The sequence below is a fragment of the Pseudoalteromonas sp. HL-AS1 genome, from assembly GCF_031198785.1.
GTDB classification, from domain to species: domain Bacteria; phylum Pseudomonadota; class Gammaproteobacteria; order Enterobacterales; family Alteromonadaceae; genus Pseudoalteromonas; species Pseudoalteromonas distincta.
Genome location: NZ_CP133569.1, coordinates 2477987 through 2503363 on the forward strand (window position 1 = coordinate 2477987; position 25377 = coordinate 2503363).

A 25377-nucleotide genomic window follows, 5' to 3' on the forward strand; every position below is an offset into this window, starting at 1 on the left:
GCAGTTAAAAAATCAAAAAAGGGTTGCCATTTGGCAACCCTTTTTTAGTTAAACGTGAATTACTTTGAACGTTTACGCTTTACGCCACGTTGTTTTACCGGCTGAATCTTCAAGTATTACGCCTAATGCATTAAGCGCATCACGTGCTTCATCAGCAGCAGCCCAGTTTTTACTCGCACGTGCTTCATTACGTTTCACAATTAATGCTTCAATTGTCGCAACTTCGTCGTCATCTTGCCCGCCTTGTAAAAAAGCTTCCGGTGCTTGTTGAGCAACCCCTAGCACTTCACCAAGGCTGCGCAATATAAAGGCTAATTTGCCAGCTTGGCCTGCATCAGTGTCTTTCACGCGGTTTAGCTCTTTAGCAAGTTCGAACAACACTGGTAGTGCTTCTGGTGTATTAAAGTCGTCATTCATTGCTTTTCTAAATTTAGCAACAAACTCATTGCCTTCTAAATCGCACTCTACCGGTTCTACATCACGAAGCGCTGTATAAATACGTTCAAGTGATGAACGCGCTTGATCTAAATTTTCTTGTGAGTAATTTAGTTGGCTGCGGTAATGGCCTGAAATTAAAAAGTAACGAACAGATTCAGCATCGTATGCTTTTAAAACTTCTCGCACAGTAAAAAAGTTATCTAACGACTTAGACATTTTTTCTTTGTTTACCTGAACCATGCCAGTATGAATCCATGTATTCACATACTTGCCGTTATTTGCACAGCACGACTGCGCAATTTCGTTTTCATGATGTGGAAACTGTAAATCAGAACCCCCACCGTGAATATCAAAATGCTCGCCTAGGTGTTTTGAACTCATTGCCGAACATTCGATATGCCAACCCGGTCGCCCTTCACCCCACGGTGATGACCATGATGGCTCACCTGCTTTAGCTTTTTTCCATAACACAAAATCAAGTGGATCGTCTTTATCTTGAGCCACTTCAACGCGAGAACCTGACTGCAACATCGTTAAATCTTGCTGAGAAAGTGCACCGTATTGCTCAAACGTTGATACATCAAACAAAACATCGCCGTCAGCTGCAACATAGGCATGGCCTTTTTCAATCAAGCGCTTAACCATAACGATAATTTCATCCATATGGCTTGTAACTGTCGGTTCAATATCTGGGCGTAGCATATTTAAACTATCAAAATCTTCATGCATTGCTTTAGTCATGCGCACAGTTAAGTCATTTATTGACTCACCATTTTCATTCGCCCGTTTAATTATTTTATCGTCGATATCTGTAATGTTTCGCACATATTTTAAATCGTAACCAATATGACGTAAGTAGCGCACAATAACGTCAAAACCTACAAAAGTACGAGCGTGTCCAATATGGCAGTAATCATAAATGGTGATACCACACACATACATGTCGATTTTTCCTTCGACCATAGGTTTAAATTGCTCTTTTTGTCGCGTGAGTGTGTTGTATATATTTACCATTTACTTTGAGTCCTTGACTATTTACTTGAACAGTTATGTTACCACTTGAAAAGCCCCTGCTCTAGCGCTTTATAACAAACCAAACATCTACTTTGTTAATCTTAGCCAACTACGATAAAATAGCGCCAATATTTAAACCGGATATAGGAAAACACATGGTTGTTCTACACACTAATTTTGGTGACATCACCATTAAAATGTTTGAGAAAGAAGCTCCAAACACAGTTAAAAACTTTTTAGAGTACGCAAATGCTGATTTTTTCAACGGCACTATCTTTCATCGCGTAATCGATGGTTTTATGGTTCAAGGCGGTGGTTTTGTTCCAGGTATGGAACAAAAAGAAGTAAACGACCCAATTCAAAATGAAGCTAATAATGGCCTGTCTAATAAAGTAGGCACTTTAGCTATGGCACGTACACCTGATCCTCATTCAGCTACAGCACAGTTTTTCATTAACGTGAACAACAACGACTTTTTAAACCATAGCAGCGAAACATCGCAAGGTTGGGGTTATTGTGTTTTTGCTGAAGTAGTAGAAGGCATGGACGTAGTAAATAAAATTAAAGCAGTTGCAACAGGTAGTACTGGTTTTCACCAAGACGTACCTCTTGAAGATGTGATCATCGAAAGTGTTACTGTTAGCTAATAGCGTTTGCTTACACTATTGTGAGCACTTAAGCGGGCATCTGCCCGCTTTTATTTAATAAAAAATAGACTAACCTATGACTCGCCAAACTTACTTTATTGCAGATTTACACCTAAGCGAAAACCGCCCCGACATCAGCGCTGCATTTTTTGACTTTTTAAATACACATATACTAAATAAAGATGTAGATGCACTTTATATTTTGGGTGATTTTTTTGAAGTATGGGTTGGAGATGACTACATTACTGCTCTGAGTGCCGATGTAGCAAAACATTTAAGCGCCATTAATGATGGTGGCACACCTGTTTACTTTATCCATGGCAATCGTGATTTCATTATACGCAAGCAGTATGCCGACATGGCCGCAATGACATTACTCGATGAACAAACAGTCATTGATTTATATGGTACGCCTACCGTAATTTTACATGGCGACGAAATGTGTACTCAAGATACTGAGTATCAAAAATTTCGTAAAAAGAGCCGTGGTTGGTGGTGGCCAAAATTGATGCTTGCAATGCCGCTTTGGTATCGTAAAAAAATAGCGCGTAATGCCCGCGAAAAAAGTAAATTAAGCCAGGCTGATAAACCTATCGAAATTTTAGACGTTGTCGATGAAGCTGTACTTGCAACCTTTGCCAAACATAACGTTACGAATATGATTCATGGCCATACTCACAGCCCTAATGTTCATACGTATAAAGTTAATGAACAAACACTTACTCGCACAGTGCTAGGTGACTGGTACACCCAAGGCTCTTATTTAGTCGTTACCCCTCAATCACAAGAATTAATTAGCACGCCTTTCGCATAATTTAAAATTCTGACTATTATTTATCTATACATTTGAATAATAGTGAGAGGTTTAATGATTAAGCTGTTAATTTTCATCGTAGTAATTGCCATTCCAACAAAAGTATTTAGCGAACAAACATGGCAAATTGTTACTGAAAACTACCCTCCCTATTTTAGCGAAAACTTACCCAATAATGGTTGGTTATATGAAATAGCCCAATCAGCACTTAAAACACAAGGTATTAATAGCGAAGTAGAGTTTACGACATGGAATCGCGCTTTAAAGCTATTAGAAAAAAACAGAAAAACAGCTATTTTAGGTGCTTTTTATTCATTAAAAAGAAATGAAGTTTTTTACTACTCCCGTCCACTTGCAGTTGCTCACTCAGGAGTTTTTAAGCGAAAAGAAAGTATTATTAATTTCGATGGTACAGTTCAATCATTAACTCCTTATAGTATTGGTATAGAAGACAATGCCGTTGTAAGCCAAGAGTTTGCTAGAAATACGGATCTGGCAATAACGTCCACTAAAAGTCTTCCTACAAGCTTATATTTACTACAACAAGGGCGTATTGATTTAGTCGCGGGTACTAAAGAGGTTGGAAAATATTGGCTTGAAAACACTAAAACCGAAGATTCGGATGATAATAATATTGAGTATTTATCGCCAGATCTTGCTTCTCATAAACTATATTTAGTTGTCTCTAAATCAAATTATAGGGCCAAAGAATACTTACAAAAATTTAATAGAGGAATTGATATAATAATTAACAATGGTCGCATTGCTAAAATTATGAAAAAAAATAATTTCAGCAATCAGAAAATAGCAGAGTATATTAATTTTTTAAAAGAAAATGAGGGTATTTAAACAGTAGGAATACCGCTATGAAATTTAAAATCAGTATCGGTTGTAGAAATTAACTCTTTTTCTTTTTCACCAAAAAAGTTTACGCGTTCGGTAATATCAAAATCAGCAATTTCTTGCGCTAAAGTTAAATAATCTTGGTAATGACGCGCTTCTGAACGTAACAACGAAATATAAAAATCACCTAAGCGTTTATCAACATGCGGTGCAAGCTTTGCAAAACGCTCACACGAACGCGCCTCAATATAAGCGCCTACTATTAGCTTATCGACTAATGCATCAGGCTCGAACGTTTTAACATGACGAAGCATACCTTTTGCGTAACGACATGGTGTAATACTACGATATTCAACACCGTACTCGTCCATAATTTCGAGAACTTGATAAAAATGATGTAGCTCTTCTTTTATCAGCAAAACCATTTTATCGATTAGCCCTTGCCCATATGGAGAACTCGATTTAGGAATTATGGATTTAGTTAGCTTATTTTTAGCTGCCAGATCGCGCCAATTACCTTCTCGTTTATAAATAAGCGTTTCAAATGGCTTTAGCCACTCGAGTAATGCATCACTACCCTCTTTATCTACCGCGTATTTACGTATTAAAAACATCGCACTTTGAGCTGCTTTTAATTCACAAATTAAGTGATCTATTAAAATGACTGATAAGTTTTCTTTTTTAATTGCTTGCTGCACCCACTGCTCTGGGGTGGTACACAATAAAAAGTTATTAATCGGCTCTAAAAGTTGGCTATGTGGCACGTTGACTGCTCATTACTAAATAAATTTGATAGACCGTTATTTTAACACGAAATTTTGCTTGGGATAAATCAAAGCACTTACCGACTTGATAATGTTAATAGCTAGTTAACTTGACTTTGCAAAATAAGTGAACCATAACTGTACAAAGACTGTATAAAAATAAACCAACCAAAACAGTAATACGTTCCTTTTATGGAGTAAGCACTATGATATTGAATCACCTCTGGGGCATTTATGCTCATCCACTTGAAGAATGGCAAACAATAGATAATCGCCATGAAAGTTTAACCTATAGTTTGTCACATATTTTATTGATTGCTTTATTCCCTTCAATAATGGGCTACTACTCATCTGTTTATTTAGGGTGGAGTATAGGTGCCGGCGATCCCGTATTTTTAACACACGATAGTGCTCTGCTAATTGCAGGTGCAATGTATTTTGCTCTAATAGCAGGCGTATTCGCATTGGCTTATTTAGCCCATTGGATGGCCGTTACATTTGGTTCTAAACCTACATTTACACAAACACTTGAACTTGCAGCATATACTGCAACGCCAGTGTTTATGTCAGCACTCGCCGCTTTTTGGCCTGTACTTTGGTTTGTAGTTTGCGCTGGAATTATTGCACTAGCTTACTCGGTCTATTTACTCTATACCGGCGTACCTATACTTATGCATATCCCCGAAGAGCGTGGCTTTATTTACGCCAGCTCGGTAGTAACGTGTGGATTAATATTACTGGTTATTATTTTAGCTGTAACAGCGATGCTTTGGACAAATGGGATTGTTAGCCCTATGTTTACTTAATAAAGAGTCGTGCTTGATAGAAATATCCCCTTTCTTTCCTTCGCAAAAAAGGAGCTAATTAGCTCCTTTTTTTATATTTAATAGTTTTTATCAATAACCATTAATCAGCTTCGTTTTCGTCTTGGTTGTGTATTTCTAAACTTGAAGACATCGCACTTTCGCGGGTGCTTTTTGCTGAATCGTTACGTAGCTTATCAATTCGATTTAAATAGTTTTGATCAATATCGCCAGTAATATATTGGCCATCAAATACTGAAGTTTCAAACTTAGTAATTTCAGGATTTTCTTGGCTAACTGCTGCAATTAAATCTTTTAACGATTGAAAGATTAAACCGTCAGACCCTATGCTTGCATTAATATCTTCTACTTCACGTCCGTGAGCAATAAGCTCAGCTGCTGAAGGCATATCAATACCGTACACATTAGGGAAGCGTATTTCAGGTGCCGCTGATGCAAAGTAAACGTTTTTAGCACCAGACTCTCGGGCCATTTCAACAATTTGTGCTGATGTTGTACCACGAACAATTGAGTCATCAACCAATAATACATTTTTACCTTTAAATTCGCGATCAATTGCGTTTAGCTTTTGACGCACTGACTTTTTACGCATTTCCTGACCAGGCATGATAAATGTACGACCAATATAACGGTTTTTAACAAAACCTTGGCGATACGGTAAATCAAGTACACGTGCAATTTCCAGCGCTACATCACATGAAGTTTCTGGAATTGGGATAACTACATCAATATCTTTGTCTGCCCATTCGCGTGCAATTTTTTCGCCTAGTTTAGTCCCCATATTTACACGTGTTGCATACACAGACATACGGTCTATTGTTGAGTCAGGTCGAGCAAAATAAACAAATTCAAAAATACACGGCGAGTAAGATGCTTTATCTGCACAACTAAGTGAATGAAATTCACCTTCTTCTGTAACATATATAGCTTCACCAGGGGCAACATCACGTACAAACTCAAAGCCGTCCGGTTTTAACGCAACGCTTTCAGAGGCGAACATGTACTCAGTGCCTTTTGCAGTCTCACGTTTACCAAATACAAGTGGGCGGATACCATTAGGGTCGCGAAAAGCAACAATGCCATGGCCGATAATCATAGCAATCGTTGCATAGCCACCGCTTACTTTATTGTTTACTTCGGTTACCGCAGTAAAAATATCTTCAGGGTCTAAATGCAACTTATCAGACTTACTTAATTCATGTGCCATGATATTAAGTAAAATTTCAGAGTCTGACGTTGTATTAACGTGACGACGTGCTTCTGAGAATAACTGCTCTTTTAAAGCTTCTGCATTAGTAAGGTTGCCATTATGGGCAAGCGCTATACCAAACGGTGAGTTAACATAAAAAGGTTGTGCTTCAGATGAGCTTGAAGATCCTGCTGTAGGATAACGCACATGGCCAAGGCCAATTGTACCTTGGAGTCGTTTCATATGACGGGTGTGAAAGGCATCTTTCACAAGGCCATTTGCTTTGCGTAAGCTAAACGTATTATTCTCAATGGTAATGATACCCGCGGCATCTTGACCACGGTGCTGCAAAACAGTTAAGCCATCATAAATCGCCTGATTCACAGGGGATGTTCCGACTATTCCAACGATACCACACATGTAATTTATCCTCGCCGATTAACGGTTTACTGAATTTAAAAAGCTCGAGTTGTTTTCTAGGTACGAAAAGAACCATTCAACTACAAAGCCAAATTCTGGAATCAAAATAGAATTGCCCCACCAGTGCGTATTGGGTGCACCAGTAAAAGCATCAAGAAAGAAGAGTAACGCGCTCACGACCAACACGCCTCGTAGAGCACCAAACACTATGCCAAAAACACGGTCGGTACCCGATAAACCAGTACGATGTACAAGCTCACCTAAAATATAGTTTAGTAAACCGCCTAACAGTAGCGTCGCAAAGAATAATATGGCTATGGCCGCAGCATTTCTTAAAAGGGGTTCAGAAATGGTTGTTAGGAAGGAAGCTAAATATTGGTAAAATAAGCTAGAGATGATAAAGGCGCCAGCCCATACCGCTAATGACATTGCTTCTTTTACAAAGCCGCGTATTAAACCGATGATGGTAGACAATACAATGATGCCAATAATGGCGTAATCAACCCAGATCATAAGAACCAATTAGTCGCTAATTTGGGGCGCATTCTATACCCAAACATCGTTAGTATGCAAGTTTAAACGGGAGATTACTGGGTTGTAGTTAATACAAAAAATTAACATTCTAGTCTAGGTATTGTGAGATAAAGATAATGATAAAAAAAATATAAATAAATAAATAAAGGCTTGTTATACAAGCCTTTATTTATTTTGTTACTTCGTACTGCGTAACTTTACCATTTAATTTAGTAAGCTCTTTGAGCTGGGGGAGCTGCTTTTGTAATTCACTTTTATCAAGCGAAGGACCAACAAATACTTTGGTTAATGTCCCATTTGGGGTTTTAATCGGTTTAGTAAACGTTTTAAACCCTTCAGCCTTTAATTTAGCCTGTAATGCTTTAACGTTTGCAACATGTGAAAAACTACCTAATTGAATAACATAGGCCATACTCGTTAGGTTTTCATCACTTTTACGTGGTGCAATTGGCTCTGGCTTAGCTTGAGCAGGCGCTTTTGTAATTGGTGTAGCTTTGGGTTCTATAGTTGCTTCAACAACTTTATCTTCCACAGCGTAATCACTCTCATCCATTGCGCTTTGCTGCTCAAAAGCTTCATCGTCAGCTTGAATGTCTTCAATTTCATCTTGCTTTAGTGGCTCAGCATTAGCCATATTTTCATCAATTGACTCTTGAAGATCGATTGTTTTGAACTCAGGGCGGTCTGGGATCGCTTTAAAGCCTTCTTTATAATGCACTTTTTCGCCATCGAGTATATTAGGGATAAACACAATTGCTGCGATCACCACTATACTTGTTCCGACTAAGCGATTAATAAAACTTGAGTTCACCGACATCCTCTCTATTTTTTAAAGTAATTAATAGCGCCAGCAACTGTAAAAAATGAACCAAATATAATCAACATAGTATCACTTTGTTGTTCTGGTAAAATTACATTCAGTGCCTGTGCCACACTATCATAGCTATTAATAGTATTATGATGAGACAATTCCTGCAGTGCATTTTGTAAATTACTTGCAGTGTCGCCTCGCGGGCCACTTAAGCTCGCTAATGACCACTCATCGACCAAGTGACTTACTTCTTTAAGTACACCCGTTTTATCTTTATCAGCAAGCATAGCGGCTAATGCATGAATTTTAAAGCCTTTATCTTTATAGCTTGATGACTTATTGGCTAAATAACGCGCCGACTCAGGGTTGTGTGCTACATCGGTAAAGACTAAAGGCTCAATACTTAACTGTTGAAATCGCCCTTCGACAACTAAATTAGCTAAACAACTTCGTATAACTTGCTCACTTGGTAATAAGTTTAAAACACTGAGCGTGGTTAATGCGGTTGCTGCATTTTGACACGGTATTGCTGGCTTATCTATTTCAAGATTATGTTCTTTATATTGCCAATTAAAGCTCTCAGCATTTTCTTTAAAAATAAAGTCACTGCCCGACAACGTCATATTGGCATTAATTTCTTTGCCGTAATCAGTCATTGTGTGAGGAATATTTAAATCCCCTATAATAGCGGGAGTATTTTCACGAAAAATACCGGCTTTATCATAAGCCACTAACTCACGGGTATCACCTAAGTACTCTTTATGGTCTAAGTCTATAGTCGTGATCACGCTTGCAAAGGGAGTGACTATATTTGTGGCGTCAAAGCGCCCACCTAAACCAACCTCGAGTAATACATAATCGACGTTACAGCGTTTAAAAATTGCCAACGCACCCAAAGTACCATATTCAAAATAAGTCAGAGGAGTGTCTTTACGGCCTTGCTCAAGCTGGTGAAAAGCATCTATATGAAATTGGTCTGCCAATTCTTCCCCATTAACTCGTACACGCTCGTTATAACGAATTAAATGTGGAGATGCGTAAGTACCCACATTGAAACCTTGCGCTAGCAATAGCGACTCTAAGCAGCGTGCTGTGGTGCCCTTACCGTTTGTACCGGCAATAAGAATAATTTTACTTGGAGTGTTTAACAGGCCAATATTGTTAGCAACATTAGCAACTCGTTCTAAGCCCATAGCAATGTTAGCTGGGTGAACACTTTCTAAATAAAAAAGCCAATCATCAAGGCTTGATGATTGGCTAGGAGTTTTTTTTGTCATAGCGTGTAATCAGTAAAGCTGAAATTTACGCTACTCTATGCTCTTGTTCCGTAGAAGGCAAGTTCATAAATTTAGCTAAAATGCGTGCAAGGGTATCGCGCATTTCACGGCGGTCAATAATCATGTCAATTGCACCGTGTTCAAGCAAAAATTCACTACGCTGAAAGCCTTCAGGTAATGTTTCGCGAACAGTTTGCTCAATAACACGAGGACCCGCAAAACCAATTAATGCTTTAGGTTCCGCAACGTTAATATCGCCCAGCATAGCAAGTGATGCAGATACACCACCCATAGTTGGGTCAGTCATGACTGAAATAAACGGAAGACCTTTTTCAGTCATTTTTGCAAGTGCAGCACTTGTTTTAGCCATTTGCATAAGCGACATAAGCGCTTCTTGCATGCGTGCACCGCCTGATGCAGAAAAACAAATAAGCGGCATGTTATGCTCTAAACATTGATCAACAGCATCAACAAAGCGAGCGCCAACAACAGAAGCCATTGAACCACCCATAAACGAGAACTCAAATGCTACTGCTGCAACTGGAATACCTTTTAATCGGCCTTTCATAGCTACAAGTGCATCTTTTTCACCACTTGCTTTTTGGGCTGCACTGATACGATCAGAGTATTTTTTAGAATCTTTAAACTTAAGAATGTCTTTAGGCTCATGTTGTGTGCCAAGCTCTTGACGGTCACCTTCATCTAAAAAGTGCTCCAGGCGCTTACGGCCACTAACACGCATATGATGGTTACACTTAGGACATACGTTTAATGACTTTTCTAATTCAGCTTTATATAAAATTGAATCACACGATGTGCACTTAGCCCAAATACCTTCTGGGATTTCTTTACGACCTGATGATTTTGTCGTTTTAGGTAAGATTTTTTCTAGCCAACTCATTTGCAACTCTCTTAATGCTGTTCTGTGTCGCGAGCCTGCCAATAGCAATTAGCAGACAAATTTTTTCAATTAAAACATGAATTACACTAACGCGGTATAAAAAACTGGTCTTAGTAGTTAAAAGTGTTCATAAAAAGCACTAACGACAACCATAACTAAATTTCAGCGTCAGGTAAAAACAATGGACCTAAAGGCATTTTAGGAATATTAAACTCTTCAGGATAATCGACATCAACCAAGTATAAACCTGCAGCTTTAGCTGTAGCACTTGCTTTAGCACGCTCTTTACAATCAAGTAATTCTTTCAACCAAATAGGCTGTTGCTTATGTATGCCAATATCCATCAAGCTCCCCGTTATATTACGTACCATGTGATGTAAGAACGCATTCGCCTTAATATCAATAATAACGTAACACCCTTGGCGCTGTACCGATAAATGATGAATAGTACGAGTCGGTGTATTCGCTTGACAATGGATCGCTCGAAAAGATGTAAAATCGTGTGTCCCGATCAAATACTGACAGGCTTCCTGCATTTTAACTTCATCTAATGGGTGATGAAAATGCGTAACCCCTTCGCTTAACACTGCTCCTCGAAAAGGAGAGTTATAAATAATATAGCGGTATCGGCGAGCGGTTGCACTAAAACGAGCATGAAAATCGACAGCAACTGGTTGTGCAAAGCGAATAGCAATATCTTTAGGCAATAAGGTATTCATACCCATTGTAAATGCGACCATGTCACGCGAAGCTTCAGTTTCAAAATGTATTATTTGACCTGTACCGTGCACACCCGCATCAGTTCGCCCCGCACATACTACTTCAACTGGGTGATTACAAATACGCGACAATGCCTTTTCTACTTCTTGTTGTACGCTATTTACATGTGATTGACGTTGCCACCCACTATAGCGTACGCCGTTGTATTCAACTCCAAGTGCTACTCGCATAATTACTGCTTTACCTACTGTGCTAATGAACACGGCATTTTATGCTATCTCTCGACGCAATAAAAGGAGGTGTGCAGTAATACCCTTTTTATTAAAAACATGATCATTTTAATGAATCAAATAACTTAATAATCACGATGTGAATTATTCTTTTATAACAATTACATACTATAAAATTCGCTTCATTAATGCGTTGCTTTTCCTTGTTATAATTAAACTAACTTCCATAAAAAAACCCTTAATTAGAATGATCAATTAAGGGTTTTTTAAAACAATTTGTTATTTTAGTTTCGCTTTTAAACTAAGTGCCTCTTCTTGAACTTCTTCAGGGCCTTTGTTGATGACATCCTCAATGACCTTGAGCGCAGAATCAAAATCATCAATTTCAATATAAGCACGCGCTAAATCTAGTTTAGCTGAATAGCCACCACTTTCAGCATCAACATCGGTTGGGTTATCACCAGCAAGTAATGCATCAAACTCACTCAAACCGACATCCATATTAACGTCGGTGTAAGGTTCGTGTTCAAGTTCAGCCTCTTCACTTTCTTCTAATAATGAATCTATATCTACAAATTCATCATTATCAAGTTGCTCAATATCACTACTTTCAACAAGTGGCTCTTTTGTAGTTAATGAGTCATCTTCCTCTAAGTCTTCTTTTAGCAAGCTGTCAAAGTCGACATCAAATTCACTGCTATCCTCAGCACTTAATCCTTTAGGCTCCGCTAACTCACTAAGTAATGAATCAAAATCAGTTTGCGTCAAATTTGACATAAACTCTTCATCAAGTTCATCGTCAGAGCTAATATCAGTGCTACCTGCTTCATCTGAGTTTGTTAACTGTGCTTCGCGCTCTGCATTTGTTTGCTCTTGCTGCTCGTCTGATAACTCATCAGGTAGCGCTTGCTCTAAAGTATCTTCGTCAAACTCAACATCTAAGTCAGAAAAATCGTCTTCAATTAAAATTTCATCATCAAAATCGTCTTCTAAACTATCTAAATCATTATTTTCAGAAAGCGCATTTGATAAGTCCTGCTCAGCTTGGCTGGAAGCGACTCCCTGCGCCTCACCGTCTAAATCATCACCTTGTAATTCTTCGGGGGTAAATGGCAACTCACTTTCTAGTGTTTCTTGAACTTCATCAAGGTTAAGAGGTTTGGTATCCTCTTCTATACTAACTGGTTCAACAGAATCAATTCCGTCATTAATTTCTTGCAGTAAATCATCATCAAACGACTCGTCTTCAACCTTAGCTTCTGATTCAGAGAAGTCATTATCAATTAATAGTTCATCATCAAAATCATCTTCTAAGCTATCTAAGTTAGCATTTTCAGAAAGCGCATTTGCGAGATCTTTCTCTGTTTGACTAAGTGCTACTGCATTTTCTTCACGCGGTGCATTTTCTTTAGGTTCTTGCGGCTCAAACGAAGGTTCATTCTCCAATAATGAATGATCATCGTCTAATTCAAGTTCAGGATATTCATCTAACTCTTCACTTGGCGTTATAAGATCGCTACCAAGCTGCTCTTCAATTTTGGTAAGATCTGAGTCATCGTCGCCCGCTAACGGATCGTCACCAAGATCTACTTCTATTTCTTCAAGATCGTCGTCAAGCTCATCTAAAGACCAATCTGGTGTTTCTATATAGTCATCATCCGTCGCTTGTTGTAGCTCATTTAAAAGCTCATCAACGCTCTTTAAAGTATCATCTGTATATTCTTCAAGCGCATCTTCAGGATCAAGAAGCGACTCTGATGTATCTGAAAAATCATCAACCGTTACATCTATAAGTTCAGGTTCTTCTGCAAGTTCAGGCTCATCGTCAAGCTCGGGCTCTTCTTCAAACTCAGGTTCCTCTGCAAGTTCAGGCTCATTGTAAAGCTCAGGCTCATCGTCAAGCTCAGGCTCTTCTTCAAGCTCAGGCTCTTCTTCAAGCTCAGGTTCTTCTATAAGCTCAGGCTCATCGTCAAGCTCGGGCTCTTCTTCAAGCTCAGGCTCTTCTGCGAGTTCAGGCTCATCGTAAAGCGCAGGCTCTTCTACAAGCTCAGGTTCTTCTTCAAGTTCAGGTTCTTCTATAAGCTCAGGCTCTTCTTCAAGCTCAGGTTCTTCTGCGAGTTCAGGCTCATCGTCAAGCTCGGGCTCTTCATTTAATGATGAAGCAAGCGACTCAATATCATCAACATTTAATTCTTCTTGAGCATCTGCTAAATCCTCAACTGAGTCTGCCAATGCATTATCAATTTCTGAATCTCTTACATCTGAATTTTTTACTTCATCATCAATTAGGTTATCTATATCGTCTAAATCAAAGCCATCACTTTGTTCAACTAATGAATCATTTGCAGCATCAACTGCTGCCTCATCAATTAGGTTATCAATGTCGTCTAAATCAAAGTCGTCACTTTCCTCAACTAATGAATCATTTGCAGTATCAACTGCTGCCTCATCAATTAAGCTATCTATGTCGTCTAAATCAAAGTCGTCACTTTCCTCAACTAAAGAGTCATTTGCAGTATCAACCGCAGTCTCATCAATTAAGCTATCTATGTCGTCTAAATCAAAGTCGTCACTTTCCTCAACTAATGAATCATTTGCAGTATCAACTGCTGCTTCATCAATTAAGCTATCTATATCGTCTAAATCAAAGTCGTCACTTTCCTCAACTAATGAGTCATCTGCAGTATCAACTGCAGCCTCATCAATTAAGCTATCTATGTCGTCTAAATCAAAGTCGTCGCTTTCTTCTAGAAGTTCATCTTCGTCGAGTAACTCTGCATCAAGTGAGTCATCTACCACATCACTTTTTGGGTCATTCGCCTCATCAATTAAGCTATCTATATCGTCTAAATCAAAGTCGTCGCTTGTATCAAGTTCAGCTGAAGTGTTATTTGAGGTATCTAATTCTGTTGATGTTTGATCTAATAATTCATCTATATCAAAATTATCTTCATCTGCAAGCTCTTCACTTAAAGCCGCCATTTCATCATGAGATTCTAAGCTGTCATCCTCTAAAGCTTCGCTTGTTTGCGGTGGATCAAACTCAGGTAGACTATCGTCTTCATCAAACAAGCTATCTAAATCGTCATTAGTTAGGATTTCATCATTGTTAATTGAGTCATCAGATAAGTCTAAATCTATATCTTCAGCGTTTTCATCTGAAGGTTGATCAAACCCTTGCTGCATAAAAATATCGAGCTCATCATCGTCATCGTCATCGTCATCGTCATCGTCATCGTCATCGGTATTTTCATCATCAAAAACAATGTCATCGCTTAGCAAGCTTTCGAGCTCATCCTGATCAAGTAAATTTTCGTCGCCAGAAAAATCATCTAAGCCGTCGTCTAAATCATCATTAGGCAACATATCACTTTCGAGACTATCATCTAATTGAACACTCAAGTCATCTAAAGGGTCAGGTACAATTGGATCGTCATTTAAGCTTGGGCCTAAATCATCATCGCCAGTATAAGTTGGGGTTTGTGGTAAAAAGTCATCATCGTTTTGCGGCTCTTCTTGATTACTTGCTCGTTTGCGTAAAAACATAACGATTGCTAAAATAATCAGTAACCCAGGAATAAACATTAACAAGCCCAGTACTATGGGGTTTGAAAATAATGAGCCAAAATCAAATGACTCTTTTGGTATTACTTCTTGTTTTTTTTGTTGGGCAATAATCTCGTTTTGTTTAACGATGAGTTCTTTTAACTGATTTTGAATTTCGCTGTCTTGTCCTAATTGCAAACGTAAGTTTTCGAGCTCTTTAGATATTCCTGATAACTGTTTTTTAAGATTATTATTTTCAACTAAAATCTCTTCTACATTACTAACTGAGCTTTTAAACTGTTGTTGTAACTCAACAAGCTTAGTACCTTGCTCTGTTTTTATTTCATTTAATTCTTTCTGTATCTCTTTTTTAGCATCGTCTACATCAATTTTACGCGCTTGAGTTACTTTTGTTTGTGCTGAGTTAATTTCGCTCTGTGTAAGCGTGCCATTTTTTTTCTTTTCCCATAATGCATCATCTTGCTCAGAGCGTTGCTTTGCGAGCTGCGTATTTACAGCTTTTATTTCGGCTAAGGTAGGGATTTTTAAATAGGCACCATTTTGAATGTGGTTAAGATTTTGTTCTAAAAATGAATCGGGATTTTTGTTATACAAAGCCTGCATAACTTGATAAATACTGACAGAATTGTCTGGGCGCACTTTAGCTGCTATACGCCAAAGCGTATCAGTTGGTTTAATTGGCCCAATTGATCGCCCTTGCGCACCATAGTCAACGCCTTTAGGCCCCTTTAATTGGGTACTGTCCTGAGAGTAAACTGGCGTTACTATCAATGCAGACGCTAATATAATAAGTGTAGCTAAACCGCGCATGCTGATCCTTTAATATTTAAATATTAATAAAACACCTAAAACTTAAGTGCATAAATATTGTTTATTATTGCTATTATCAGCCAAATGACTGACTCGCATTTATTATTACAATCTATTTTTATTGCAAGCTCTATTCCAATTACAAACTATAAACCAGTTAGAGCGTAATATCCATCGCAACACCTTGAAAATAAATGCCTTAAAACATCTTCATAAATATTAATTTATTGAGTGTTATCAATCAGTTTTTGTATTTTTAAAATTAAACGGCAAAAATTTGACAAGCCATATAAACAAAAAGCGGCAAACAACTACTGTTTACCGCTTCAAAAGCATGTTTAGCGCAATTAACTATTACATGTAATTGGCAATAAGCTCTTCTGCAATTTGAATGCTATTAGTTGCAGCACCTTTACGAGTGTTGTCACTTACAACCCACATGTTTAGTCCATGAGGATGAGAAATATCAGCACGTAATCGACCTATATACACAGTATCGTTACCACTAGCGTCAGACACTGCTGTTGGGTAGTCACCTTCATCATCAATTAGCTCGACACCAGGCGCGTCTTTTAAAAGTTGTTTAACGTGTTCAAAGTCATAAGGCATGCGCGTTTCAATATTAATTGATTCTGAGTGCCCAAAAAATACGGGAACACGTACACACGTTGGGTTCACTGCAATAGTGGTATCACCCAAAATTTTATGAGTCTCGTTTACCATTTTCATTTCTTCGCGCGTATAGCCATTATCTTCAAAGCTATCAATTTGAGGAATAACGTTAAATGCAATTTGCTTTGGAAATACTTTATTATCCATAGGGCGTGCATTCATCAAATTAGCTGTTTGCTTTGCAAGTTCATCAACCGCGTCTTTACCTGCACCCGATACAGCTTGGTAAGTAGATACATTAATACGGTCTATTCCGTAAGCATCATAAATTGGTTTAAGTGCTAACATCATCTGAATAGTTGAACAGTTAGGGTTAGCAATAATATTACGATTTCTAAAATCAGCTAGGCTTGAAGCATTAACTTCTGGCACCACGAGTGGTATTTCAAAATCATTTCTAAAGTGCGATGTATTATCGATTACAATACAGCCGGCTTCAGCAGCAATAGGAGCATATTTTTCAGATACACTGCCACCAGCAGAAAACAAACCTATATGCGCTTGGCTAAAGTCAAAGCCTTCAACGTCAAGTACTTCAATGGTCTCACCACGAAACTTTATATCTTCACCTGCGCTGCGGCTGCTAGCAAGTAAAAAAAGCTGATCAACAGGAAACTTACGATCTGCTAGCGTTTCAATGATTTGACGGCCTACTAAACCAGTAGCGCCAAGTACGGCAACGTTATATTTTTGCGACATATTTCTTCCTCTATAAACGACATTAAAACAACATCGTTAGTTAAATAATTATTCAGCTATGCTAAAGCCAAGCTGGCCAAGTGCTGCTAGTTGTGGGCTATCACCTTGTAGAAATAAAGTGCTAAATTCTCGCCTTATAGGATAGTTTTTACGTAAACTATCAAAGCCGTCGCTCTCTAGACGACGAAGTAATATTCCGTCATCGCGGCGAACGTCATAAATTAAATGCACTAAACGGGCAATATCTTGCTCATTAAGGCTTTGCGTAACAGTTGCATTTGTAATGGCTGGTGTTGGTAAAAAATCATCCAACGATTTAATCGCCTCAACACCTTTGAGCTGACACAGTTTTTGATACAACATTTGTGTACCACGAGCTTTCCCCTCAAGTGTATGCCCTGCAATGTGCACACTAGCGTAACGAACATGCTCTAGTAATTCAGTTAAAATATTGGGTTCTTTCTCCCATACATCAAGTACTAAATCTAAATCAGCCCCAGCTTCCATTACCTCAAGTAATGCTTGGTTATCAATTACATCGCCACGGCTTGCATTAATTAGCGTGGTTCCTGGCTTAAGTGCCTTTAAACGCTCTTTACCCATCATGTGCAGTGTTTTATGCTCGCCACTTTTAACAAGGGGAACGTGAAAAGTAACAACATCTGACTGCGCTAATAACTCATCAAGCGCTACATGCTCTTGTAATAAGTCTTGTTCGTGCTTAATCGGATCGCACAGCAGTACAACTACGTTTAATGCTTTTAATTTTTGCGCCAAACATGTACCAATGTTGCCCATCCCTACAATACCAATTGTTTGACCACACAATGGACGCGCATTTTCTTGGCTTAATGCAAATAAGCTACTAATTACATATTCAGCTACAGCAACAGCATTACAACCAGGTGCACTTGTAAAAGCAATATTTCTATCATGCAGTAATTGCGTATCAATATGGTCAATGCCGATTGTGGCAGTACCTACAAAGCTCAACTTGTTAGCTTGTACCAAAAGTTCATGATTAACATTTGTCACCGAACGAGTAAGAAGAACATCTACATCTATTAATTGTTCAGGCGTTAATTTACGACCATCAAAACGCTCAACCTCACCAAAGTCTGCAAAGTACTGCTCAACTAAAGGCATATTTTGATCGGCAAGAATTTTCATTACAGAGTCCGTTTGGCAATTAAGAGGCGCCATTGTAGCGAACAACCTAGCCTTTACACAAACTAAAAAGGCGTATTTTAGTTAATACAAACACTCAAAAATGGGGATGTGGATTGTTTTAAATCAGCAATTAAAATTAGGAATTTAAACGATGCAAATAATAACCTTACTATTGAATACACAAAGGCCGAATCACAGCATGATTCGGCCTTTATTATGCAAAATAAACTTCAATTACATTATATTTTATTTACTTGATTTTAGTTTATAGCTCAAAGTCTTTTTTGAATTTCAAACCAAATTCACTTCGATCATTACTACGCATTACGCCAACAAAACCTGATTGTTGTAGACGACCAACATCGTAAACTTCGTTTAGAACGTTTTCACCCTAAGGGATCCCCAAAAATAATTATTAAATTTCAATCACATCACTCACATCCATATTTTTCCAATCGAGTTGCACTACCACCTGTACGAAATAGGCTAGCCCTTCCAAGTAATCTCGCCGCCGCAGCTTAATGGACTGTTTTTTGAAGTATCGCAACCCAACAAATGCCCATGACACTACTCGCCTGTTTTTGCTTGAGTTAGCTTGAAAAGCCCCTGTCTTTCCTGCTTTGTCTATCACAGCACCCAGCATCATTGAGAACCAATGAGCCAATGTTGCGAGCAGTAAAAGTATGTCTAATCGATAGAGTTTGTTCGTTCTGTGCAGATCTGAGCCTAAGCCGAACCTAACACTTTTTTGGTCTCGAAACCCTGCCTCTATCTGCATTCTCATTCCATATAGCTTGAGCACCTTTTCGAGAAAGTGGTGTCTTTTTGGAAGAGAAGAAACGAGTAGCCAAGGCTCCTTATAACCTGTCTCTTATACACAAATCCCTGCTAAGAAATTAGCGGGGATTTTTTTGAACTAAATCTCAATGTCATGATCAGATCTTCAAATCTTGTTTGAGGGCACATTATGATTAACGAACATACTCATTGGGCAAAACAACAATTCGGTAAATCGGACTTAGGTGATCCAAGAAGAACAGCGCGTCTGGTAAAGTTAGCATCAACGCTTGCAAATGAACCAGGAAAACCACTTGTGAACATCACTCAATCCCCCGCCGATATGGAAGGTGCCTACCGCTTTATTCGCAACGAGAATATTGACGCAACGGCTATAGCAGAGTCAGGCTTTAAAGCCACGGTTGAACAAGCAAAAAGTCATAACTTATTGCTCGCATTAGAAGACACGACCACACTAATTTATAAGCATTCCTCCATTCGAGATGATTTGGGTCATGTCGGACGAGGAGCAAAACAACGAGGCTTGTTAGCTCATAGCGTATTACTGTTTGCGCCAGACACAAAGCAAGTTGTGGGATTAATTGAACAGTCTCGCTGGAGTCGTGATATCAACACGATTGGAAAAAGAGAAAAACACGCGACGACTTCTTACGAAGAAAAAGAAAGTTACAAGTGGGAGTCAGCGTCACGAGCGATGGCAGAGCGGCTGCAAGGACAAATGGCGAACGTGATATCGGTGTGTGACCGCGAAGCGGACATCTACGAATACTTGCAGTATAAACTGACCGAGCAGCAACGATTCGTCGTACGCTCGATGCAAAGTCGTCATATTGAAGAAGGTGAGGATAAGCTCTATGCGTTTGCAAGCGAGCTGATGAGTGCAGGCACCAAACACATCACATTGCACAAAAAGGAGGAAGAAAAGCCCGAAGCGCAACACTGGATATCACCTATGCGCCAGTGACACTCAAAGCGCCTTACAATAAGAAAGGACACTCCCTCCCAGTTTACTATGTCGGCTGTACAGAGCGAGGAAACGCTAAGAATGGCTTAAGCTGGCACCTATTAACCAGTGAACCAGTCACCAGCAAAGAAGACGCCTTAGCTATCATCACCTACTATGAGCACCGTTGGCTTGTAGAGGAATACCATAAAGTCTGGAAAAGTGATGGTACGGATATCGAAAGTTTACGCCTTCAAAGCCAAGATAACATGGAAAGATTGGTGACGATTAATGGCTTTATTGCGACGCGAATATTGCAACTAAAGTTCACCAATGAGCAGCCTGATTCTCCAAGTTGTGAACAACTGTTATCTCCCAAAGCATGGAAGTTATTGTGGTTAAAGAGAATAAAAACACCATTGCCTGAAACTGCTCCAAATATGTCATGGGCGTATCAGGAACTGGCAAAGTTAGGAGGCTGGAAAGATACCAAGCGCACAGGGCGTGCATCTGTGAAAGTGTTATGGAAAGGATGGCTTAAGTTACAAGCCATCCTGGAAGGCTACGATTTAGCAAAATCTCTTGAGTCAGACTTGTGATCAAGAGACAGCCTTATAACCGCGTTTTTTATCTCTTTTTAATAACTTATGTCCCTTGCCAACCAACACTGCATGAGTTTGATATTTTGCACTTTTGGTCAGCTCGGTCGCGCCAAGATACTGGCTCTTACGCTGATTGTTCTTGAATAGTGACTGGCATGGAATAAACTCATCGCTGTCCTGCGTTTTCAAATGTGCCGTACCACGAACCCGACTAATATAATGCCAGCCATTGTTCCGCACGGCTTTGAGCCAGGGGACTTTAAAGCCCGCATCCGTCACAATCACGGGGCGGCAATCACTCGGCAAGATCAGTTTGAGCATCTTTAAAAACCGTTTTTGCACTTTTGGGCAATGATATTGAAAGCTGAATGCACTTTCCTGATACAGGGTTAAAGAGCGACCTTCACTGACAATGCTGGCACGCAGAATACAGTATTTGGTTTGTGTATCAGCATGGCTCCAATCGACCAAAATGACGGGATGCTTTTCAGTGACCACAAAGCGGCTTAAGCGAACATAAACCGATATCGATTCACGCAAAAGCTCATTGTTACTGAGTAGTCGGTCAATACGTTTAATATCATGTTTTTCAGTTGTTTTTGAATCCAAATTGCGGCCGATAGACGTCAAGGTGCATTGCTGACAGTGCAAAAGAGATTTAACGGCAGCGACTAGAGTATTAAATCTGGCTTTATGAATAGAGTTAGGGGTGACAGCGCGGAGCATATTGTGCAAAATAGTAGACGCATTCATGGTGTTTAGTTCTGTTGTTTTTAAGCGATTCATAAGATCACAAAACACCATGAATGTTCCCTCACTACCCACATTTTTTAATACTGTTAGTTCATTGATATGTAAAGGCTAATTCTGGGGATACTTTAGGTTTTCACCATACAGTGTAACTTCCATATCGCCATATGGATTAGTGTAGGAAATATTAAAACCAACTAGTTCACGTGAATCTATTGTCTCACTTTGGTTATAAACTGATTGCCCTTGCATGTCGCTTCGGTACGAATAGTTAGCATTAAATGCAAGTGTTGCGCCGCTCTCTAAATCCATAAAGTAAGAAGGTGCAACCATGACAGTCCAGCGTGGTGTAAGTGCTGGTGAATCGCCTTTACCTATACCTTGTACACCCTCAGCCACTTCTGTTATTTCAGAATCTAAATAACCAACTGCACTGCGAATAGTAAAGTCATCAGTAATAGCGACGGTTGTTTCAAGCTCAATACCTTGTGCTTTAGACTAACCCGCATTTTCTACAATTGTTACGAAACCGCCACCTGCTGTTGGGTCTGAAAACGGTAATGCTAAATCAGTGTAATCAGTCACAAATACCGCAAGCATCATAGATACATTTTCGTGTACTTGGCCTTTTAGACCCATTTCATAGTTAACCGCTTTCGTTTCGTCAAATGATACAAACTGGTCTGGCCCACCAAATGGGCGCGGTGGAAAACCACCTGTTTGGTAGCCTTTTTGAATTTGGCCATACACATTCATATTATTACTAAGCTGATAAGATGCATTTACATCCCAGGTAACTGCATCAAAATCTGCACTTACATACTTACGAGTAGGAAATGATGGGAATATAGCATTTGCATCTTTTTCATCTTTTGAATAACGAAGACCACCACCAACGGTTAAATCGTCAGTTAAATCATAGCTTGCATTAAAGTAGGCTGCGTAAGAATTAGTTTCTTGGTTAATTTCAAAATCGCCGTAACCACCAAATGATTCTGTTACTCCGTCATTCAATAAGGCATTGGGTGTATTAAATGGGCTGAATACAAATGGGCCTGAACGTGTAAAGCCATCTTCATTAAAAAAGTAAAGGCCTGACACAAAGTCCATATTATCAAATGTTGCATTTAGTTGAATTTCAAACGAGTGCTGATCAGCTCCGCCCTCTTCTGGAAACTCAGATAAGTTTAAAGGTGATGCATCGTCATCTAGGCCACCTTCATACTCAGATGTACGGTAGCTTGAGATAAACTTAGTAGTATAAGTATCGTTAATTGCCCAATCAGCCGAGAACGATGTGCCCCACCCTGAGTAAGAAGTTGATTCAATACCTGCAACGGTTGTACCTAAATCATCAGGGTGTAGTGGTCAATAAAATTTGGCCACAGTTTTAGAATCTTGATATCTAACCTCAGATTCATTTGGCGCTAAACCGGCATTATAATGATGCGGCCTAACGCTGTTGTAATATCCGTTGATATAATCACTAACGCTATATTTAGCATCTATAAAATTTCCATATCCAACCTTTGGCATCCATTCCGTTTTAAAGCTTCTAAAAAATCGCTCCATTGGTGCATTATCCCAACAGTTTCCACGCCTACTCATACTTTGTTTGATTTTATAGCGCCATAAACGTTGACGATATTTTAAACTGGTATAGTGACTACCCTGGTCTGAATGAAACATCAGTCCTGTCGGTTTTCCTCTGCTTTCATACGCGAGTTCAAGCGCTTTTAGCGTTAAATTAGTATCTGGCGACAACGACATGGCCCAGCCAACTACTTTACGTGCAAATAAATCAATAATAACGGCTAAACAAGCCCAGCGATTACCTACCCAAAGTAGAGTAAGAGGCAGAACGTAGTCGAACTATTTTTCTGCCTCTCCTCTCCGAACCGTACGTGCACCTTTCAGCGCATACAGCTCTCCGCTTAATTGTGGCTTACAGCCATTACAACATCGCTGTAGCGAGATGTGACAGTATTTCTCATTTCATCTCTAAGATAAGGGTTTGATTCAGGTAATCGCCAACGGAAGGGCAACTTAGGACTGCTCACCAGTCGATATAGTGAAGCGCTACATAAATTACCTCGATTGCTTTTACCAAATAATACCCAAGTCTTGGCCTGATTTGGCGTCGGTCGTTTTATCCACTTCATCATTAATGACTTAACGGAGCAACGATATTTCCGCGCTAGCCATTTTGCTAATTTCCAGAAAACTATACGATCAATTTTACTGTAAACTTTAGCGGTATAATCAGTATGACGATAAAATTGCGCCCAGCCTTTAAGCTTGCGGCTGAGTTGTTCAACTTTGTCTATCTTGCTACAACTGTGATCACTGGATAAAGCTTGGCTCAAGGAATGAGAAAATGCTTTAGCCTTACCATGTGGAATACCAGACACCACACGCATATTCCCTTTAGGACCACGTTTCCTTATGATCCTATGACCAAGGAAGATAAATCCATCATTCACATGCGTAATATGGGTTTTCTCCATGTTAAGTGTGAGTTTAAGTTTACCTTCAAGAAAATTTCGACACTGATCACGAATGGCTTCTGCTTGTTGTTTGTTACCTTTGACAATCACAAGAAAGTCATCGGCATAACGACAATAAGCAACCCCAGGTTTCCATTGTCTATTTTCCTCTAGTGCAATGGTACGCTTATCTTGGATTGTACGATTCCAGTACCAGCGATCTTTACGTGCTTTCTTGCTCAAGTAGCATTTATCCAAATACTGATCAAATTCGTTGAGCATGATATTTGACAATAATGGAGAAATGACACCACCTTGTGGTACGCCTTCGCTTGTTGCACAGAATAGATTACGTTCAATATGTCCTGCTTTGATGAACCGCCAGAGCAATTCATTAAATCGTCGACAATTGATACGCTTACGCACACATGTCATCAGTAATTGATGGTGGACTGTATCAAAATAACTTGATAAATCCCCTTCAATTACCCAGCGCCCACGTGGTTCACTTGAGCCTGTCATTTGTAACTTAACAGTTCTAATGGCGTGATGGACACTGCGTTCAGGTCTAAAACCATAGGATAGTGAATGAAAATCATTTTCCCATATCGGCTCCATTGCCATGAGCATGGCACGTTGCACTATTCTGTCTCTTAAGGTGGGTATGCCTAAAGGGCGTTGCTTTCCATTCGCTTTAGGAATATAAATTCGTCTGGCAGGCATTGGTTGATAATTACCCGAGAGTAAATCATTTCTGATCCCATCTAAGTAATCAGTCAGCTTATCCTGTAAGTGAATTTTAGTTATTCCATCAACGCCAGGTGTTTTGGCACCTTTTGAAGAAAGCGTTACTTCAGCCGCTTGGCAAAGCCATTGTGGGTGACTGATAAGGCGCAGTAATCGATTAACGCGACGCGCTTTATCTGTTGCTGTCCATGTTGCTAATTTACGTTGCAGTTCGCTGATTATCACAGGTCTTCACCTCATTAAGGTCAGGTAATTTGCTTGCGCAAATCAATTAAACTGCGCCCCTTCGCCATGTAATGGGCTTTCCCCATCTCAGACTACTACGAACGCTCCGCCAGCTTGTTTGTCATCGGGGTCGTGCTCCCTTAGCATTCAAACAAACCTTCCCCGGTTTACCTATCTGAACTCGAACATATTGGGGTGGATGCCGATCGCAGTCTTTAACCTTATCGTGCTGTAAGGTGATAATACTTAAACGCTGAATTGTGATTTAGCGTTTATCCATTGATAAATACCTACGTGTGATTTATCAAGTCGGCAATAATACTCATACATTTAGTATTATTGCAGCATCATATTGCCTGTTAATTCGTGTAGGCAATGGCGACGTTTCAGCCCATAGATGCGGGTTAATCGGTTCATGTACTTCATCCGTCCAATACTTAGTCTAGAAGAGCATCTTGGCGTAACGAATTCGCCTCACTCCC

Annotated in this window: 18 protein-coding genes and 3 pseudogenes; 5 read left to right on the plus strand and 16 right to left on the minus strand. The window is 39.4% G+C overall.

Translation table 11 applies throughout. The features are described from left to right. Nucleotides 1-72 precede the first annotated feature (72 nt). Nucleotides 73-1452, minus strand: a complete 1380-nt coding sequence (gene cysS, locus RB214_RS11480; protein WP_024600099.1) for a cysteine--tRNA ligase — start codon at nt 1450-1452, stop codon at nt 73-75. A 155-nt stretch (nt 1453-1607) separates the two neighbouring features. Here cysS and RB214_RS11485 point away from each other — a divergent pair, with 155 nt between their 5' ends. The 3 genes from RB214_RS11485 to RB214_RS11495 all read left to right on the plus strand — a co-directional run bounded on the left by RB214_RS11485 (nt 1608) and on the right by RB214_RS11495 (nt 3762). Further along, on the plus strand, nt 1608-2099 hold the full coding sequence (locus tag RB214_RS11485; protein WP_024600098.1) for a peptidylprolyl isomerase: 492 nt from the start codon (nt 1608-1610) through the stop codon (nt 2097-2099). Nucleotides 2100-2175: 76 nt separating this feature from the next. After that, nucleotides 2176-2913, plus strand: a complete 738-nt coding sequence (locus tag RB214_RS11490; protein WP_309166995.1) for a UDP-2,3-diacylglucosamine diphosphatase — start codon at nt 2176-2178, stop codon at nt 2911-2913. Nucleotides 2914-2967: 54 nt separating this feature from the next. Next, entirely contained in the window at nt 2968-3762 is a 795-nt protein-coding gene (locus RB214_RS11495) for a transporter substrate-binding domain-containing protein (RefSeq protein WP_309166997.1), read from the plus strand. Here RB214_RS11495 and miaE read toward each other — a convergent pair. After that, on the minus strand, nt 3759-4520 hold the full coding sequence (miaE, locus tag RB214_RS11500; RefSeq protein WP_024600095.1) for a tRNA isopentenyl-2-thiomethyl-A-37 hydroxylase MiaE: 762 nt from the start codon (nt 4518-4520) through the stop codon (nt 3759-3761). The two genes, RB214_RS11495 and miaE, sit on opposite strands and share 4 nt — an antisense overlap. Nucleotides 4521-4726: 206 nt before the next feature. On the opposite strand from miaE, the gene RB214_RS11505 reads away from it, so the two are divergent. Beyond that, the gene (locus tag RB214_RS11505) at nt 4727-5326 is read left to right on the plus strand and encodes a Yip1 family protein (RefSeq protein ID WP_024600094.1); all 600 of its coding nucleotides are present in this window, start codon (nt 4727-4729) and stop codon (nt 5324-5326) included. A 100-nt stretch (nt 5327-5426) separates the two neighbouring features. On the opposite strand, the gene purF is transcribed toward RB214_RS11505, so the two are convergent. The 10 genes from purF to RB214_RS11555 all read right to left on the minus strand — a co-directional run bounded on the left by purF (nt 5427) and on the right by RB214_RS11555 (nt 19122). Further along, nucleotides 5427-6953, minus strand: a complete 1527-nt coding sequence (gene purF / locus RB214_RS11510) for an amidophosphoribosyltransferase (RefSeq protein ID WP_309167002.1) — start codon at nt 6951-6953, stop codon at nt 5427-5429. 18 nt (nt 6954-6971) lie between these two features. After that, nucleotides 6972-7466, minus strand: a complete 495-nt coding sequence (locus tag RB214_RS11515; protein ID WP_002958356.1) for a CvpA family protein — start codon at nt 7464-7466, stop codon at nt 6972-6974. A gap of 190 nt (nt 7467-7656) precedes the next feature. After that, nucleotides 7657-8298, minus strand: coding sequence for an SPOR domain-containing protein (locus RB214_RS11520; RefSeq protein WP_309167005.1), 642 nt, complete (start codon nt 8296-8298; stop codon nt 7657-7659). Between the two features lie 11 nt (nt 8299-8309). Then, on the minus strand, nt 8310-9575 hold the full coding sequence (gene folC, locus RB214_RS11525) for a bifunctional tetrahydrofolate synthase/dihydrofolate synthase (RefSeq protein ID WP_309167007.1): 1266 nt from the start codon (nt 9573-9575) through the stop codon (nt 8310-8312). A gap of 25 nt (nt 9576-9600) precedes the next feature. Next, nucleotides 9601-10476 (minus strand): acetyl-CoA carboxylase, carboxyltransferase subunit beta, encoded by an 876-nt coding sequence (gene accD, locus RB214_RS11530; RefSeq protein ID WP_024606166.1) that lies wholly within the window; start codon nt 10474-10476, stop codon nt 9601-9603. 155 nt (nt 10477-10631) lie between these two features. Continuing rightward, the gene (gene truA / locus RB214_RS11535; RefSeq protein WP_002958360.1) at nt 10632-11426 is read right to left on the minus strand and encodes a tRNA pseudouridine(38-40) synthase TruA; all 795 of its coding nucleotides are present in this window, start codon (nt 11424-11426) and stop codon (nt 10632-10634) included. Between the two features lie 279 nt (nt 11427-11705). Beyond that, nucleotides 11706-15803 carry a FimV/HubP family polar landmark protein gene (locus RB214_RS11540; RefSeq protein WP_309167011.1) on the minus strand — a complete coding sequence of 1366 codons (4098 nt, stop codon included), beginning with the start codon at nt 15801-15803 and terminating at the stop codon, nt 11706-11708. A gap of 354 nt (nt 15804-16157) precedes the next feature. Beyond that, entirely contained in the window at nt 16158-17174 is a 1017-nt protein-coding gene (locus RB214_RS11545) for an aspartate-semialdehyde dehydrogenase (RefSeq protein WP_024594855.1), read from the minus strand. A gap of 48 nt (nt 17175-17222) precedes the next feature. Next, nucleotides 17223-18344 (minus strand): 4-phosphoerythronate dehydrogenase, encoded by a 1122-nt coding sequence (locus RB214_RS11550; protein ID WP_309167016.1) that lies wholly within the window; start codon nt 18342-18344, stop codon nt 17223-17225. Nucleotides 18345-18759: 415 nt separating this feature from the next. After that, entirely contained in the window at nt 18760-19122 is a 363-nt protein-coding gene (locus tag RB214_RS11555) for a hypothetical protein (protein WP_309167018.1), read from the minus strand. Nucleotides 19123-19311: 189 nt separating this feature from the next. On the opposite strand from RB214_RS11555, the pseudogene RB214_RS11560 reads away from it, so the two are divergent. Continuing rightward, nucleotides 19312-20684: pseudogene (locus RB214_RS11560) on the plus strand (IS4 family transposase). Here the strand turns inward: RB214_RS11560 and RB214_RS11565 are convergent. The 4 genes and pseudogenes from RB214_RS11565 to ltrA form a co-directional block, all read right to left on the minus strand. Further along, nucleotides 20685-21473 carry an IS4 family transposase gene (locus tag RB214_RS11565; protein WP_309167020.1) on the minus strand — a complete coding sequence of 263 codons (789 nt, stop codon included), beginning with the start codon at nt 21471-21473 and terminating at the stop codon, nt 20685-20687. Between the two features lie 93 nt (nt 21474-21566). Then, nucleotides 21567-22805: pseudogene (locus RB214_RS11570) on the minus strand (TonB-dependent receptor); the annotation flags it as partial. Beyond that, nucleotides 22806-23291, minus strand: a pseudogene (locus tag RB214_RS11575) (IS3 family transposase); the annotation flags it as partial. Nucleotides 23292-23371: 80 nt separating this feature from the next. Next, nucleotides 23372-24895, minus strand: a complete 1524-nt coding sequence (ltrA, locus tag RB214_RS11580) for a group II intron reverse transcriptase/maturase (protein WP_008109360.1) — start codon at nt 24893-24895, stop codon at nt 23372-23374. Between the last annotated feature and the right edge of the window lie 482 nt (nt 24896-25377).